Consider the following 16,275-nt stretch of genomic DNA (forward strand, 5'->3'; position numbering starts at 1 on the left):
ACCGGTCGGGGCATTACGCGCCGACCGGTTCTCCTTTCGGGGCGCGGCGTGTGATCTTGTGGCGGAAACGCGCCGAGGGGACCTCGACGAAGTGATAGACCACTGCCGCATAAACCAGCGACCCGATCAGGGCGAGCCCGCCGGAAATGAGATGCGCATGGGCGCCGGTGATCTGCTGGTTGAACAGGTTGATCAGCACGAAATGCACCAGATAGATCGAATAGGACCAGACCCCGATCTTGCGCAGCACCGGCCAGTTCAGCGGGCGGAACAGGGCCATATCGGGCGTGGTGACCGCGTAGTAGAAAACCGGCATCAGCGCGAGGCTCTGCAACGAATAGCGCAGCGTGCCACGGAAGGCCGCATCGCGCAGCACCAGGCTGACCAGCAGCACCCCGAGCGCCCCGACCAGAAGCGCCCCGCGCCATTTCGTCGACACGTTCTCGCGCGGGAGGTAGCCACACCACATCATCAATGCCAGCACACAGCCATAGAGCAGGCTGTCAAGACGTGCATCGCTGAGATAGTAAAGCGCGTTTTCGCTGCTGCCCAGGACGTAAAACCGGATGCCGCGCCAGACCAGAAAGCCGATCAGCGCCAGAGTCAGGCTGCGGAAGCCGATGATATTTCTAGCGAAAAGGATAAAGATGAAGGGCCAGAGCATGTAGAAATGCTCCTCGACCGCCAGCGACCACAAGACGCCGAGGCCGGGGATCGACTGCGAGTTGCCATAGATCTGGTAGTAATTCGACAGGAAGAAAATCTGGCTGAGCAGGGTCGGTATATCGATCTTGGCCACCAGTGCACCGGCCAGCACCAGCACGATGGCCAGCCCCATCGCGCAGGCCAGTGGCGGCATCAGGCGCAGCACGCGGCGCAGGTAGAAGACCCGCAGGGAAATGCTGCCATAGCGGTCATATTCGCGGCAGAGCAGCGAGGTGATCAGAAAGCCCGAAATGAAGAAAAAGACCGTCACCCCGAAGCCGCCGGGGACGATATGGCCCAGACCGGCATGGCTCAGGAAGACGATGGCAATAGAGATAGCCCGCAGGCCATCCAGAGACGGAATATACGCGGGATTAGATTTCATGGGCGTCGCTTCCGGTCATGGTGAAGATCTCGTTTTGAAAGGGGAGGAGGAGGCACAAGGCGAACTATTTATACTCCATGATGCCCGCCCGTTTGCCGGTCAGGCGCCGCAGATGGAACTCGCAGATCCCGATGGCTTCGGGGACCTTTCCGATGGTCAGAAAGGCGGCATGTTCGAGGGCCGTGCGCAGGCTGCCGTAACGCGCCGTTTCCTTGCGCGCCAGTCGCAGGATCTGCACGGGGTAGATCAGAAAGCCCAACACGATCCAAGGGCTGAGAAGCAGCGCGCCAAGCAGGAGTGCGAGAGGCAGATACAGCCCCCATAGCAGAGCCCGCCGCGTTTGTGCGACATTGTGATGATAGGGGGCCGCCCCGTGCAGATAGGCCCCTTCGGCATAGGCATGACCGGCGCGGCGTGCCCGCTTCCAGAACTGCCCGAACCGCGTCATAGCCGCATCATGCCATGTCATTTCGGCGTCAATCCGCCAGATTTTCCACCCCGCCTTACGCAGCCTGACACACATCTCCGGCTCTTCGCCCGCAATCAGGGTCGGGTTGTAATCGCCAACCTCGGACAGGGCCTGAACACGCATCAGCGCGTCACCGCCACAGGCGCGGGCCTCGCCAACAGGGGTGTCCCATTCCCGATCGCAATGGGCGTTATAGGGGGTCGCCTCGGGAAAGCGTTCGCGGCGGCGGCCACAGACCACGGCGACCTCCGGTCGGGTTTCCAGAAAGCTCCGGGCTGTCTCGATCCATGTGCTGCGGATCTCGCAATCGCCATCGACAAGTTGCACGAAGGCAGCATCCGGGGCAATCGCGCGCAGACGCTCCAGCCCCGCATTGCGGGCCCGTGCTGCGGTGAAGGGCTTGGTCAGATCCAGTTCGACGACTTCCACACCGCGCGCGCGCGCGGCCTCGCGGGAGCCGTCCGTCGAGCCGCTATCGACATAGATCAACGGCATCGCCCCTTCCAGTGAGGCCAGACAGCGCAGCAGGCGTTCGCCTTCGTTGCGCCCGATGACAATCGCGGCAAATCTTTCCGGCATGGATCAGCGTCCCCGAAGCAAGGGCCACATCACCTGGGCCGAAAAATCACGGAAGAAATGCAGCGGCGCATGCAGTTTCTGGCCGCGCAATTTGGCCAGCGGCGCGTTGAGCGCAGCCCCCGCCATCCAGGCCAGCCCCGTCAGCAAGGCTCCGCCGCGTCCCTGACATTTCCGGTGGTAATAAAGCCACGACCGATACCAATATCCCGGCTTGGCTTTGCGCACGGCCTCGTTCGAGCGCACGTCGGTCGCGGCCCCTTCGGCATGCAGCACCCGTGCCTGCGGCAGATGCCAGACCTGATAGCCATGCGCGCGAATGCGGTGCATCAATTCCGTCTCTTCGAAATAGAGGAAGAATTCGGGATCGAAAGTGCCCACCTTTTCAAGCACCGCAAGCGGGAACATCACCGCAGCCCCGGAGACCCAATCCACCTCGCCTTCAGGTGTGTCAGGGGGCAGGGCGACCTCGTGGTTGCGGAAGGCGCGGGCCAGCGGGCCGAAATTGACCGCATGCACGAAGCTTGCCGTCGGCGAAAAGAACCGGAAGGCCGCCGAAACCGGCTCTCCCGAGGGTTTGGCGATCTTGGCGCCTGCCGCTCCGGCCTGCGGATGCGCGTCGAGGAAATCCGCCATGATCGACAGCGCCTCGTTTTCGAGCGTGGCATCGGGGTTCAGCAGGAAAGCATAGCGCGGGCGTTCAGAGGCGGGGCGTGCCAGTAATGTGTCGAGCACGACATTGTTACCGCGTCCGAAGCCGTGATTTTCGGTTTCGGGCCATAAGGTGACCTGCGATCCCCAGTTCCGCTCGGCATGCAGGCGCGCAAAGACCTGCGCATCATCGCCGGGCGAGGCGTTATCGACCAGATGCACCTCGACCGTCCGCCCCCCATGCGAATGCTCGAGCACGCTTTGCACGGCAGCGGCTGAAAGGTCGGCGGTACCGTAATTGACGACAATGACAGCAATATCAGACACAGGAATCCATTTCCTTAATCAACTTTGCGTTGATCATGACCGATCTGGGGGGCAGGGACAAGAAAGGATGCACTGTGCGATTGAGGCACGTGCAAAACTCTGCCAAAGATAGACGCACATTCTGCAAGTCCTTGAGTCAGCACACGAGCGCCGATGCCCAACCTCTTTGCCTACTTCATGCTTTTTGTCTGGCCGCTCATTACATGGCAGCTGTTCAAGCGTTACCCCGCAACCAAGGCCGCAATCGGTGCCGTGATCTGGGGCTATCTGCTCCTGCCGGAGCGGCCAAACCTGAATTTTCCGGTTATTCCCAACATAAACAAGTCCATTGTCCCGTCTCTGGCGGTGCTGATCGTCTATCACTATGTGAAGAAAAACGAGATCTTCATGGCGCGGCGTGCGGCGCGGCACGAAGCCGCACTGGCACCGGTTGCCGAAAAGACGGGCGAGGGCGTCGCGTCGCCGATTGCAAAGAAACGTCAGGCCTTCCTACTGAAAAAGCCCCGCACAAAAGTTCGGCTGATGCTGATTTTGGCGACGGTTTTCCTGCTGATTTCGCCGGTGATCACCTATTTGACAAATCGCGCTCCGATTGTAGACGGCCTGACCTATCTTCCGGGCATCCGGCCCTATGACGTTGCGGCCTATACCCGCAATCTGGCCTGCCTTCTGCTGCCGTTCTTTGTCGGGTTGAAGCTGGTGACAGACCGTCAGGGGCAGATCTGGCTGTTGCGGACCATCGTTTTCGGCGGGCTGCTCTATACCGTGGCAATCCTCATTGAAATCCGCATGAGCCCCCAGCTAAGCACTTGGATTTATGGCTTCTTTGCGCATGACTTCCGGCAGCATTACCGCAATGGCGGCTGGCGGCCCATCGTGTTCCTTGCGCATGGTCTGCGGGTGGGGATTTTCATGTCGATGGCGGTGCTGGCGGCGGCGACGCTGGCGCGGGCCAGTGACAATGGCAAGTCGCGCCTGCGCTGGTTGCTGGTGTCGCTGTGGCTGTTGGTCGCACTCTACCTATCCAAGAATACCGGCGCGCTGCTGATTACCGTGCTGCTGCTGCCGATCCTGCTGGTCGGCTCGCGCGGGATGCAGGCGGTGATGGCAGGCATCATCGCGGCGTTGGTGCTATGCTATCCGATTGTGCGCGGCACAAACCTCGTGCCCACCGAAACCGTGGCCGAGACGATTGCGCCCTATGCGCCCGAACGGGCCGCCTCACTGGAATTCCGCCTGCGCAATGAAGACGAATTGCTGGCGCATGCCAATCTCAAACCTCTGGCGGGGTGGGGCGGCTGGGGCCGGAACCTGCTGTTCAACCCTGAAACGGGCAAGCCAAGCACCATTACCGACGGGATCTGGATCATTATCATCGGCCAATATGGCTGGATCGGGTATCTCAGCCTGTTCGGCTTCATCTGTCTGCCGGTCATCCTCTGTGCCTTTTCCTATCGCAAACTCAGGCTCGATACGATCGATATAGGGATGATGGTGGTCATGGCGGCGAATATGATCGACCTCATCCCGAATTCGTCGCTGGTCGCGCCGATCTGGCTTCTGAGCGGGGCGCTCTGGGTCCGCTATGATCAGGCCCGCCAAACCGAGATGGCCTCGCATCTTTCACCGCGGGAACGCCGCCTGTATCACAAGCGCGATGCCGATTTTGACATAGCCCCCGATGTTCCGGCCAAACCGACGCGCAAGAAGGGCCGGTTGAACCGGCCGGCCGTCACCTCCTGAGGCGGCCTTTCCCTCCCCACTCGCTCATTTTGGAATTTCTCATGACGCATACCCGTCCTCCCATTGCCTACCTGACCGGCGAATATCCGAAGGTCTCGCATACCTTTATCCAGCGCGAGATTGCCGCGCTGCGCGATGAGGGGTGGCAGGTGCATACCTGTTCGGTCCGGCGCACGGCGGCCCGTGATGTTGTCGGGGAGGACCAGATCCGCGAGCAGGCGGCAACCTTTGCCATTTTCGATGCGATCAAATCGCCTGCCAAGGTTCTGGGGGCGCAGGTCTGGGCGTTGAAACGCGATGCGAAAGCTTGGTTGCGCACCGCAAGGCTGGCATGGAAAACCCGCCCGCCGGGGGTGAAAGCGGCGCTTTGGCAAGGGTTCTACTTCCTTGAAGCGGCCATTCTGGCGCAGCATCTGCAGGCCAAAGGCGTGCGTCATCTGCATAACCATTTTGCCAATTCCAGCTGTTCGGTGGCGATGCTGGCATCCGAGCTGTCGGGCATCCCTTTCTCGGTGACCATGCATGGCCCCGCCATTTTCTACGAGCCGCGCTGGTGGCGTATTGATGCCAAGATCGCGCGGGCGCGCTTTGTGTCCTGCATCAGCCATTTCTGCCGCTCGCAGGCAATGTATTTTTCCAAGCCCGAGCATTGGTCGAAGCTGAAAATCGTCCATTGCGGTATCTTCCCCGCGCTCTATGGGCATGAGACCCCGTCCACGCCGAAAGAAGCGGGGCAGGAAATCCTGTTTGTCGGGCGTCTGGCGGCCATCAAGGGCGTGCCGCTTCTGATCGAGGCCTTCGCGCGGCTCAGGGATACGCATCCCGAGGCGACCCTGTCGATTATCGGTGACGGGCCGGAGCGGAGTTATTGCGAGACGATGGCCCGCACGATGGGGGTGGCCGAGCGGGTGAAGTTCTGGGGGTATCAGCCTTCGGATGCGGTGGCCGACCATATGCGCCGTGCCGATATGCTGGTGCTGGCCTCTTTTGCCGAAGGGGTGCCGGTCACGCTGATGGAGGCGATGGGCTCCCAACTTCCGGTGATCGCCAGCCGCGTGGCGGGTGTGGGCGAGTTGGTGGAAGACGGGGTGTCCGGCTTTACGATTCCGGCGGGGGATCTGGAAAGCCTGACCGACCGGCTGGATCGCCTGCTGGCCGATCCGGCCCTGCGGGCGCAGATGGGAAAAGAGGGCCGCCGCAAGGTCTGCGCCGAATTCGACCTTGAAAAAGAGGCGCAATGGCTTGGGCAGGTGATCGAAGGCTCTCTAGCGGAGGCGCTTCCCACGGGTCTGCGCCCCTGATCCTTCCGGCAGGCATGGCGCCCCGAACGGGCAGGGCGCCACGCTTTGCAGGCCATGTGTTTCGGGCCTGTCAGCGTCTATTCTGCGGCGGCCGTTTGCGCGGCAGGCACCAGTGTTTTCCATGCCTGATATTGCGACAGGAAGACCTGCCCGTTCAGTTCCGACAGGAAATGCGCAGTGGCCAGCCTGTCCATTACGGGGCCTTTGACCTCGCTGAGATGGAAGCCGATCCCGCGTTCTTTCAGCAGATGGTTGATCGCCTCGAGGCTTTCCAGCGCCGAGTAATCCACGCTATTGACCGCCGAGAACATCAGCACGACGTTGCGGATTTCGGGGGCGCTGGCAAGGCGGTCCTGCAAGCGGTCTTCCAGCACGCGCGCATTGACGAAATACAGGCTTTCATCCACCCGCAGGGTCAGCAGGCTCGGTTCGGTGATGACCTCGTGGCGGCGGATATTGCGGAAATGCTCGGTGCCGGGCACAAGACCGACCTCTGCCACATGCGGTTTGGAGGTGTGCAGCAGATGCATCACGATCGACAGGATCACCCCTGTCGCCACACCGATTTCGACGCCTGCGGCAAGGGTCAGCAGGATGGTCACCAGAACGGCGACGAAATCCTTGCGCGAATACTGCCATGTTTTCTTGAGGATCGAGAAATCGACAAGGCTGAGCACGGCCACGATGATAGTCGCGGCAAGCGTGGCATTGGGCAGGAAATAGACCAGCGGGGTCAGCGCGATGGCCGCGATGCCGAGGCCGATTGCCGTGAACGCACCTGCTGCGGGCGTTTCGGCCCCTGCATCGAAATTGACGACCGAACGCGCAAAGCCGCCGGTGACCGGATAGCCGCCGGTGAAAGCCGCCCCGATATTGGCCGCGCCAAGGCCGATCAGCTCTTGGTCGGGATCAATCCGCTGGCGCTTTTTCGCGGCCAATGTCTGGGCCACGGAAACGGATTCGACAAAGCCGATGATCGAGATCAGGATGGCCGGAAGCGCCAGCTGGCCGATCAATTCGGGGGACAGGCCCGGCATGGTCAGGGGCGGCAGGCTTTGCGGAACGCTGCCGACGATGGCCACGCCCTGCGCGTTCAGATCCAGCCCCCATGTGCAGAGCGTCGTGATGACAACGGCGGCGACGGGACCGGCCTTGGTCAGGATGTCGGCCAGTCGCGGACCCAGACCCAACCGCCGCAGAAGCGGCTTCAACCCCTTGCGGACCCAAAACAGGAAGGCGGTGCTGAGGACGCCAATGGTCAGGGTGATCGGGTTGGTCTGCCCCAGATGTGCGACAAGTGCGGTGACCATCTCGGGGAGGGTGGCACCGCTGGCCTTGATCCCCAGCACATGTTTCAACTGGCTGGTGGCGATCAGGATGCCCGAGGCCGTGATGAAGCCCGCAATCACCGGATGGCTCAGGAAATTGGCGATGAACCCCAGACGGAACAGCCCCAAGGCCAGCAGGAACAGGCCGGAAAGCAGGGCAAGGGTCAAGGCGGCAATCGCGTAACCTGCGGTGCCGCTGGCGGCGATCTCGCCGATAGAGGCGGCTGTCATCAGCGAAACCACCGCCACCGGCCCCACCGCAAGCGCGCGGCTTGTGCCGAAAATCGCATAGAGGATGATCGGCGCGATCGAGGCATAGATGCCGGCTTCGGGAGGGAGCCCCGCCAGCATTGCATAGGCCAGCGATTGCGGGATCAGCATGATGGTCACGATAATGGCCGCGACCAGATCGTTGGACAGAGCCGTGCGGTTATAGGCACGGCCCCAGGTCAGGATGGGCAGATAGCGGGAAAAAGAGGGCATGGCTTTGGGGTCCTGCGCTATGGCTGCGGACCGGTTGGCGGTCCGCAGCAGCATCGGGTTGGGCCTGAATTATTCGGACTTGGCCGAAAGGGGCTCGGGCTTGGCCATCCATTCGTGGCCGCGCAGCATGGCCTTCCAGTAGATCGGCGGCAGCAGCTTCTCTTTCAGGAACCAGGCCGCGCGCGTGGGTTGCGTGCCGTCCAGCAGCCATTTCGGGAAGGAGGGTTTCAGCACGCCCCCATAGGCGAATTCGGCCAGCACGATCTTGCCGCGTTCCACGGTCAGAGGGCACGACCCGTAGCCATCATATTGGGCATGCGCCGATTTGCCCATCAGATCGGACATGATGTTTTCGGCCACTGTCGGGGCCTGTTTGCGGGCCGCGGCGGCGGTTTTCGCATTGGGGGCATTCATCACATCGCCCAGCGACCAGATGTTGTCATAGGTCTTATGCCGCAGCGTCGCCTGATCCACATCGACCCAGCCTGCCGCATCGGCCAGAGGCGAGACGCGGATGAAATCCGGCGCGGTCTGCGGCGGAACCACATGGATCATGTCGAATTCGGTGGTGATCGTCTGTGTCTCGGTCTCAGGCTTGGTGACCTCGAATGTGGCGGTCTTCGCCTGTCCGTCGACTGCGACAAGCTTGTGGAAGAAATTCAGCGTCGCGTCGTATTTCTCGACATATTTCATCAGGGCGGGAACATAGTCCTTCACCCCGAACAGCACCCCTCCCGCATTCATGAACTGGATGTCGATCTTGTTCAGGACGCCGCGTTTGAACCACGCATCCCCCGAAAGATACATCGCCTTCTGCGGAGCCCCCGCGCATTTGATCGGCATCGGCGGCTGGGTGAACAGCGCCCGCCCTTCTTTCATCGAAGACACAAGCTGCCAGGTATAGGGCGCAAGATCATAGCGGTAGTTCGAGGTGACCCCGTTACGCCCCAACGTCTCCTCCAGCCCTTCGATACCGGCCCAGTCCAGCTTGAGGCCGGGGCATACCACCAGTCGGTCATATTTCACCACACGACACCCATCGAGGATGATGGCGTTGTTTTCCGGTTCGAAAGCGGCCACCGCTGCCTTGATCCATTTCACGCCATGCGGGATCAGGCTGCCCATCGTCTTGGCGGTCTGGGCAGGCTCGAAAATGCCGCCGCCGACCATCGTCCAGCCCGGCTGGTAATAATGGATATCTGCTGGATCGATGATGGCGATTTCCAGATCGGCACGTCGCGCCTTCAGGCTGGAGGCCACCGCGATGCCGCCCGCGCCTGCGCCCACGATCACGATCTGGAATTTGGCATCTGCGGTATCGGTGGGGGTTTTGCCGCCATTGGCGATGCGCCGTGCAACGCCGTTCATGTCGTACCCTGCCGCTTTGGTGCGGGCGAGGATTTCGGTCAGCGGGCGGTCATTGGCCTGCGACAGCGACCAGAGCGTGGTCGAGCGCGTGCCGGTGCGGCAATAGGCGAAGGTCGGGCCGGGCAGGGTGGTCAGCGCCGAGGCGAATTGCTCGGCATCGGCCTCCGTCACCATGCCGGGCGTTACGGGGATGTAGCGGAACTCCAGCCCCTTCGCGCTGGCCGCCCGCGCGATCTCGTCATGGTTGGGCTGGTCTGCGCCTTCTGCATCGGGCCGATTACAGATGATCGAGCGGAAACCGGCGGCGGCAAGCGTGTCGATATCTTCCGCCGTGATTTGCGGGCCGACAGACAGGCCGCGCGTCAATTCGTGTTTTTCCAAAGATCTCCCTCCTCCTTGGAATAAAGTGTCAAAAGGGGGCAGGCCGTAGCCAACCCCGAGGTTTAAAACGTGACCCTTGCGGGCCTGTCAAAGCGCGGGCCTGTCAAAACGCGGCCCCGTTGCGCTGTTCCCCGTCGCGCTGTTCCCCGCCCTGCCTTTCCCGATCGCGCATGTCGCTGTCGCGTGACCGGGCGGTGCAAGGCCTGGGGCCATGCAAGACTTAAGGCGGCGGGGGTTACAGCCCGTTCAGCGGCACCTTCAGGAAACGTTTGCCGTCCTTGTCCTGCGGCGGCAGGTCCCCGCCGCGCATGTTGACCTGAAGCGACGGAATGATCAGCTTGGGCATATCCAGTTGCGCATCGCGTTCGGTGCGGAACTTGACGAAATCTTCCTTGGTCTTGCCCGCGCCCACATGGATGTTATGCGCTTTCTCTTCGGCCACTGTGGTTTCCCAGCGGATCTCGCGGCCATTGGGGCCGTAATCATGGCACATGAACAGGCGCATCTCGTCGGGCAGAGACAGGACTTTCTGGATGCTGTCATACAGGGTCGCGGCATCGCCGCCCGGAAAATCGGCCCGCGCCGAGCCGCCATCGGGCATGAAGAGCGTATCGCCCACAAAGGCGGCGTTGCCCATTACATGCACCATACAGGCGGGCGTATGGCCCGGTGTATGCATGGCAAAACAGGTCATGCCGCCCACCTGATAGGTGTCGCCATCCTCGAACAGCTTGTCGAATTGCGAACCGTCACGCTGGAATTCGGTGCCTTCGTTGAAGACCTTGCCGAATGTATCCTGCACCACGGTGATCTGGCGCCCGATTCCCAGCTTGCCGCCCAGTTTCTTCTGGATATAGGGGGCTGCCGAGAGGTGATCGGCGTGGACATGGGTCTCGATCAGCCATTCCAGCTTCAGCCCCTGCGCCTCGACATAGGCGATCAGCTCATCGGCATGCTCATAGCTGATCCGGCCTGCGGCATAATCGATATCCATGACGCTATCGACAATGGCGCAGGACTGGCTGGCCGGATCCTTGACGATATAGCTGATCGTATTGGTCGCCGGGTCGAAGAAGCCTTTGACCTCGGGGGTGACGGACATGTCGGTCGGATAATTCATGCGCATAGTTCCTTGTGCAGGGGGCGTCGCGGTTTCAGGAGCGCGGGCAGGTGCGGATGCCCACGATCGTATAGAGCGGACAAGTCCCGATCAGCGAGGTCACGATGAAGACCAAGGCAACGATGACGGCCAGAATCTTCAGGAGCCCGGCAGGGATTATCCCCGCTATGGCCAGAACCAGAAGCACTACGGCGACAATGACCCGCAAGGCACGATCCGTTTTTCCCATATTTCTTGTCATCACATCCTCCCGATGAGCAGATGCATGATCATAGACCCGCGCGTGTCAGGGTAACGGTGACTTCGTCACACAACTATGAATTTCGCGCTTAAATTGTGCCAGCAGCCTTAACAAGACGTTCCAGCCCGACCTTTCCTGTCAGATGCACCTCGCCGCGCGCCTGTTCGATCCAGCCGCGCCGGTGGAATTCCGAAAGCGTCCGCGAGATCACCTCGCGGGCGGTGCCAAGTTCGTTGGCAAGCTGCTGGTGGGTGGCCCGTATGGTATCGGTCGCATCCGCCAGTTCCAGCAGGCGCTGCGCCAGCCGGACATCCATCCGCTGGAAGACGATGTCATTGATCAGCGTGAACAGATCGGTGATCCGGCGCGAATAGGCCTTGAAGATGAATTCGCGGAACAGGGGCGAGCGTCCGGCCAGATCGTCGAAGGTCGCACGCGGAATGGCCACGGCGGTGACATCGGTTTCCGCGACGCCATCGGCGGCATAGTCTTCGAAGGCCAGCATGCAGGCGGTGGTCAGAACGCAGCTTTCACCGGCATTGACCCGATACAGGATCACCTCGCGACCGGTCTCGGATTTCTGCTGGACCCGCACTGTGCCGTCCAGCAGCAAAAGCAGGTTGTCGGCCGATTGTCCGGGGGCGAAAATTTCGGTGCCGGCGGGCACGCTGAGCACCTGACTGCCTGCGATCAGCACGGATTTGATGTCTTCGGGCAGGCGGCGCAACCCTTCGAATTTCTCGATCCAGCCGGTGGTCTCGATAGTCATGTCGGAAGGCTCCCCCTTTTATATGGCGTAATCTTTAGTCAGCTACCTTAGGGAAATCCAGCCTTGCCCCCGCGATTGTGGGACAGGGAACCGTTTGCGACGTGAGGTGTTGGCAGGAATGATGCCTTATCCCGTGCTGTTCCGTCGCCCCCTTCGTTGTGCTGGCCTGTTTTTGCTGCTTGTCTGTCTGGCGCAGGCCCTGCCGCACGCGGCACATGCCGAGCAAACCGAAAGCGCCTCGTCGGAATGGTATGAGGCCGATGCGCTCAATCGCGGTCTTGGCACGCCGCCGGACGGGTTGGACCGCAGCACGCCGCGATCGTCTTTGGAAAGCTTCCTGATACAGGCCAATGACGGCAAGTGGCTGGCGGCGGCGCATATGCTGGATCTGTCGGATGTGCCCGAGATGGAACAGCGGACCAAGGGGCCGGAACTTGCCCGCGATTTCAAGACATTGCTCGACCGGAAGATCGTGATTGACTGGTATGCGCTCAGGGACCGGCCTGACGGGCTGGATGAACGTGCGGTCGGGGATGCGCCTATGGCGGGCAAGCCGCGCCGTTCCATCCTGCTATGGTATGTCGATCTGGGTAACCGTCCGGTGCCGATCCGTATCAACCGTATCAAGCCGAAAAACGGCGAGGCGGTCTGGGTCGTGTCGCGCCAGACGGTGGATAATCTGCCCGCTCTGGGACAGGCCTATGCGCCCTCGGCACTGGAAAAGGCGCTGCCATCCGTTCTGCGCCGCGAGGCCGTCTGGGGCCTGCAATGGTGGGAGGCGATCGGTTTGCCGCTGGCGATTGCGATCACCGCACTGGCCGGATGGATCACGCAGAAGCTCCTGTCGCGCGGGCTGCACCGCAACCGCCGCGTGGCCCCCGCCTCGTTTCTGGTGGCGATGCGCGGGCCGGTCGTGCTTTTGGTGATGACCGTCACGCTGGCGATGATCTCGAACCGGTTGTTCATCTTCTCTGGCCGGATCGACACGGTGATCTCGCCGCTTGTGGTGCTGGGTGTGGTGGCGGCGGTGCTGTGGCTGATCGTCAATATCGCCGATGTGATCATCGAGAGGCTGGTCTCTTTTGACGGGGCCGAACTGAGTGCCATCGGCGAAGGCCAGGAGCTGCGCCGCGCGATGGCCACGCGCGTATCGGCCTTGCGGCGCGGGGCGATTGTGCTGATTGCGATGGTGGGGGTGGGGATTGTTCTCAACGAGGCCAGCGTCATGCAGTCGCTGGGGATCTCGCTTCTGGCCTCGGCAGGGACCATCGGGATCCTGCTGGCTTTTGCCGCGCGCAATATCCTGTCCAATATCATGGCCTCGTTGCAGATCTCGATGAACCAGTCGGCGCGGATCGGTGACAAGATCCTGTTCCGCGATTATGTCTGCTCGGTCGAGCGGATCAATTTCACCTATGTCCAGCTGCGTGTCTGGACAGGCAAGCGTCTTGTGGTGCCGGTGGTGGATTTCGTGGCCGAGCCTTTCGAGAACTGGACCATGCAGGAGCATTTCACCCTGTTCGAGGTGATTTTGCGTCTTGATCACCTCACGGATGTCGCGCCGCTGCGGCTGGCCTATCACCGCCTGCTGGACGATTACGGGTTGAGCGATGCGCCCGATAGCCGTGGGGTCTATGTGACGCAGCATGATATCTGGGGCCAGACCGTGCTGTTTCTGGTGCCAAGTGACGACCCCAATACCGGCTGGGCGACGTCTTGTGACTTGCGCGAGGCGCTGCTGGCCGAGGCCCGAAAGCTTGATGGCGCGGCCACACCTGTCTTTCCACGGATCGCGCCCCCGCCGGAGACGGGCGCTGCGCTCGGCAGTTGACCTGCCACGGGGGGCCTGCCAAGGATTGGGGCAGACAGTTTCAGGAGAGTTCCGATGACCCCGGCAGAGATCGCAGCCTATATCGACCATACCGCGCTCAAACCCGAGACACGGGCGGTGCAGATTGACGCGCTCTGTGCCGAGGCGGCCAGCCACGGGTTCAAATCCGTCTGTGTGAATGCCCTGCATGTGCCGCGCGCGGTCAAGGCGCTGGCGCAAAGCGATGTGCTGGTCTGCACCGTTGTGGGGTTCCCTCTGGGCGCCTCCCCGAGCGAGGTGAAAGCGGCAGAGGCCCGCTGGGCCATCGCGCAGGGCGCGCGGGAGATCGATATGGTGATCCCCGTCGGTGCGCTGATCGACGGAGATCTGGATGCCGTGCGTGAAGATATTGCAACGGTCAAAGCGGCTTGCGGTCCGCTGTGTCTGAAAGTGATCTTGGAGACCTGCCTGCTGACAGGCGCCCAGATCGCCACGGGCTGCCATCTGGCCAAGGATGCGGGGGCGGATTTTGTGAAGACCTCCACCGGGTTTTCTTCCGGCGGTGCCACGATCGAGGCGGTTTCGCTGATGCGCAAGACGGTGGGGCCGGAGATGGGCGTGAAGGCGTCGGGTGGGATTTCGACCACCGCAGAGGCGCTGGCGATGATTGCCGCAGGGGCCAGCCGGATTGGCGCGTCGAAGAGCCTCGCGATCATTGGCGCTTAATATATTTCGAATCAATCATTAAAATGACAGAATTGTGACTGTGCATATATAAACATAAGCTTGCTTTCTTTCTAGCGTTTACCGGTGAAAGTCACAGGCGTAGAGGGGCGTCATCACTAGGCAGGTGGCCTGAATCACTAAGGGCCATCCGCAATCATTGGAGATGACTATGAAAAACGTTCTTATCGCAGCCGTTGTTGCCCTTTCCGCTTCCGCAGGGATCGCTTCGGCAGAATCCGCAGGTCACGCACAGCTCGCAGCGCAGCTCGGCCTGAACGGCGCAGATTTCACCACCGCTGAATTGACCAATATCCGCGATGCAAAAATCAACGGCGACACGCAAACCGCGAATTACTTCCTGAAGCACGAAAACCGTACTTCGGAAAATACCTCGGTTTCTCAAGGTAAAGCACAGCTGGCAGCTCAGCTTGGCGTTGATGCATCGAAATATTCGATGGCAGAACTCGTGTCGATGTCGACCGCAGATGATGACCAAGAAGCGCGCTTCATCGAAACCGGCGCATCGCGCAATACCGTTGCGCCGATCGAGCGCCCCTATCGCGGCGCTGGCCGTTCGTAATCGGCTCCGTCGCTACCGTTGCACATCACTGATGTGCATCTCCAGTGAGGAAGGGTGATCCGGTTTCGGGTTGCCCTTCTTCCAATTCCGGCGCCCCCCTCTGCTTCGGCAATGTGATGGCGGGGTTTGTGGAATATTCAACAGCGCGCTAACGAAATTCGGCCGATATCTTTGGCCACCGGCCTGAAGGGCCCTGCGCCCCGCCGGTCCTGCGCCCCTTCGGTCCTGCGTAATCCCTGTGCCCCATTGTGCCGTCCGGTTTGACACCTATATCCAGTTGAACCCCTCCAGAGGAGACCGGATTAGGATCAAGGCAATGGGATATGTAAAAACCGGAATGTTGATGGCCGCTGTCACGGCGCTGTTTTTGGGCCTTGGCTATCTGCTTGGCGGCAGCACGGGGATGGTGATCGCATTGGCCATTGCCGCCGCGATGAACCTGTTCAGCTACTGGAATTCCGACAAGATGGTGCTGCGGATGCATAACGCCCAGCCTATCGGTCCGCGTGATCCGTCGGGACTGACCGAGCTGGTGGCGGGGCTGGCGCGCAATGCGGGCCTGCCGATGCCTGCGGTCTATCTGATCGACACGCCCCAGCCCAATGCGTTTGCGACAGGGCGCAACCCCGAGAACGCCGCTGTTGCGGTGACCACGGGTCTGATGCGCGTGCTGTCGCGCGAAGAGCTGTCGGGCGTGGTGGCCCACGAACTGGCCCATATCAAGAACCGTGACACGCTGATCATGACCATTACCGCGACCTTCGCGGGGGCAATTTCGATGCTGGCGAATTTTGCGTTATTCTTCGGTGGCAGCCGCGACGAGAACCGGCTGGGCATTGTGGGGACATTGGCGATGATGTTCCTTGCCCCTCTGGCGGCCTCTCTGGTGCAGATGGCGATTTCCCGCACGCGGGAATACGCCGCCGACAAGCAGGGGGCGCAGATCTGTGGCCATCCTTTGTGGCTGGCGTCGGCTTTGCAGCGGATCCAGCAGGGGGCTGCGCAGGTCGATAACCTGACCGCCGAGCGCAATCCGGCCAGCGCGCATATGTTCATCATCAATCCGCTGCACGGGGGCGGGCGTGACAAGCTGTTCTCGACGCACCCCGCCACCGAAAACCGTGTGGCCGCGCTGCGGGAACTGGCTGTGCAGATGGGCGATCGGGGCGAACGCTCTGGCGCGCCTCGCGCGACGGCGCCCCGTCCGGCCGAAGCCGCCAGCCCTTTGCAAGCGCGCCCGTCATCGTTGCCCAAGGTGAACCGCCAGCGGGATAAAAACAGCCCTTGGACCTGAGCTGTGCAGGCCTGCGCC

14 protein-coding genes are annotated in these 16,275 nt (G+C 61.4%); 6 read left to right on the forward strand and 8 right to left on the reverse strand.

All coding sequences use genetic code 11. The features are described from left to right. Positions 1 to 13 precede the first annotated feature (13 nt). The 3 genes from RPE78_RS16455 to RPE78_RS16465 all read right to left on the reverse strand — a co-directional run bounded on the left by RPE78_RS16455 (position 14) and on the right by RPE78_RS16465 (position 3,113). Positions 14 to 1,090, reverse strand: a complete 1,077-nt coding sequence (locus RPE78_RS16455) for an acyltransferase (RefSeq protein ID WP_330629553.1) — start codon at positions 1,088 to 1,090, stop codon at positions 14 to 16. Positions 1,091 to 1,154: 64 nt separating this feature from the next. After that, the gene (locus tag RPE78_RS16460) at positions 1,155 to 2,138 is read right to left on the reverse strand and encodes a glycosyltransferase (RefSeq protein WP_330629554.1); all 984 of its coding nucleotides are present in this window, start codon (positions 2,136 to 2,138) and stop codon (positions 1,155 to 1,157) included. A gap of 3 nt (positions 2,139 to 2,141) precedes the next feature. Further along, positions 2,142 to 3,113 (reverse strand): glycosyltransferase, encoded by a 972-nt coding sequence (locus RPE78_RS16465; RefSeq protein ID WP_330629555.1) that lies wholly within the window; start codon positions 3,111 to 3,113, stop codon positions 2,142 to 2,144. A gap of 153 nt (positions 3,114 to 3,266) precedes the next feature. Between RPE78_RS16465 and RPE78_RS16470 the strand changes: the two genes are divergently transcribed. Together RPE78_RS16470 and RPE78_RS16475 are read left to right on the forward strand one after the other, a co-directional pair. Beyond that, a complete protein-coding gene (locus tag RPE78_RS16470) occupies positions 3,267 to 4,856 on the forward strand; it encodes a hypothetical protein (RefSeq protein WP_330629556.1) in 1,590 nt (529 codons plus the stop codon). Between the two features lie 41 nt (positions 4,857 to 4,897). After that, on the forward strand, positions 4,898 to 6,157 hold the full coding sequence (locus RPE78_RS16475; RefSeq protein ID WP_330629557.1) for a glycosyltransferase: 1,260 nt from the start codon (positions 4,898 to 4,900) through the stop codon (positions 6,155 to 6,157). 77 nt (positions 6,158 to 6,234) lie between these two features. Here the strand turns inward: RPE78_RS16475 and RPE78_RS16480 are convergent, their stop codons facing one another. From RPE78_RS16480 to RPE78_RS16500, 5 genes are all read right to left on the reverse strand, one after another. Continuing rightward, entirely contained in the window at positions 6,235 to 7,968 is a 1,734-nt protein-coding gene (locus RPE78_RS16480; protein ID WP_330629645.1) for a sulfate permease, read from the reverse strand. Positions 7,969 to 8,037: 69 nt separating this feature from the next. Next, complete coding sequence (locus RPE78_RS16485) at positions 8,038 to 9,717, reverse strand: TIGR01244 family sulfur transferase (RefSeq protein WP_330629558.1); 1,680 nt, start codon at positions 9,715 to 9,717, stop codon at positions 8,038 to 8,040. Between the two features lie 235 nt (positions 9,718 to 9,952). Then, complete coding sequence (locus RPE78_RS16490; RefSeq protein WP_330629560.1) at positions 9,953 to 10,837, reverse strand: MBL fold metallo-hydrolase; 885 nt, start codon at positions 10,835 to 10,837, stop codon at positions 9,953 to 9,955. A gap of 34 nt (positions 10,838 to 10,871) precedes the next feature. Beyond that, a complete protein-coding gene (locus RPE78_RS16495; protein WP_406721725.1) occupies positions 10,872 to 11,078 on the reverse strand; it encodes a DUF2892 domain-containing protein in 207 nt (68 codons plus the stop codon). Positions 11,079 to 11,166: 88 nt separating this feature from the next. After that, positions 11,167 to 11,847, reverse strand: coding sequence for a Crp/Fnr family transcriptional regulator (locus RPE78_RS16500; protein WP_330629562.1), 681 nt, complete (start codon positions 11,845 to 11,847; stop codon positions 11,167 to 11,169). A gap of 118 nt (positions 11,848 to 11,965) precedes the next feature. Here RPE78_RS16500 and RPE78_RS16505 point away from each other — a divergent pair, with 118 nt between their 5' ends. The 4 genes from RPE78_RS16505 to htpX all read left to right on the forward strand — a co-directional run bounded on the left by RPE78_RS16505 (position 11,966) and on the right by htpX (position 16,257). Continuing rightward, positions 11,966 to 13,678 carry a mechanosensitive ion channel domain-containing protein gene (locus tag RPE78_RS16505; RefSeq protein ID WP_330629563.1) on the forward strand — a complete coding sequence of 571 codons (1,713 nt, stop codon included), beginning with the start codon at positions 11,966 to 11,968 and terminating at the stop codon, positions 13,676 to 13,678. A gap of 54 nt (positions 13,679 to 13,732) precedes the next feature. Next, positions 13,733 to 14,383 (forward strand): deoxyribose-phosphate aldolase, encoded by a 651-nt coding sequence (gene deoC / locus RPE78_RS16510; RefSeq protein WP_330629564.1) that lies wholly within the window; start codon positions 13,733 to 13,735, stop codon positions 14,381 to 14,383. A 169-nt stretch (positions 14,384 to 14,552) separates the two neighbouring features. Beyond that, the gene (locus RPE78_RS16515) at positions 14,553 to 14,963 is read left to right on the forward strand and encodes a hypothetical protein (protein ID WP_330629566.1); all 411 of its coding nucleotides are present in this window, start codon (positions 14,553 to 14,555) and stop codon (positions 14,961 to 14,963) included. Between the two features lie 316 nt (positions 14,964 to 15,279). Beyond that, positions 15,280 to 16,257 (forward strand): zinc metalloprotease HtpX, encoded by a 978-nt coding sequence (gene htpX, locus RPE78_RS16520; RefSeq protein ID WP_330629568.1) that lies wholly within the window; start codon positions 15,280 to 15,282, stop codon positions 16,255 to 16,257. Positions 16,258 to 16,275: the final 18 nt, after the last annotated feature.

Source organism: Thioclava litoralis (assembly GCF_045278885.1).
GTDB classification, from domain to species: domain Bacteria; phylum Pseudomonadota; class Alphaproteobacteria; order Rhodobacterales; family Rhodobacteraceae; genus Thioclava; species Thioclava litoralis.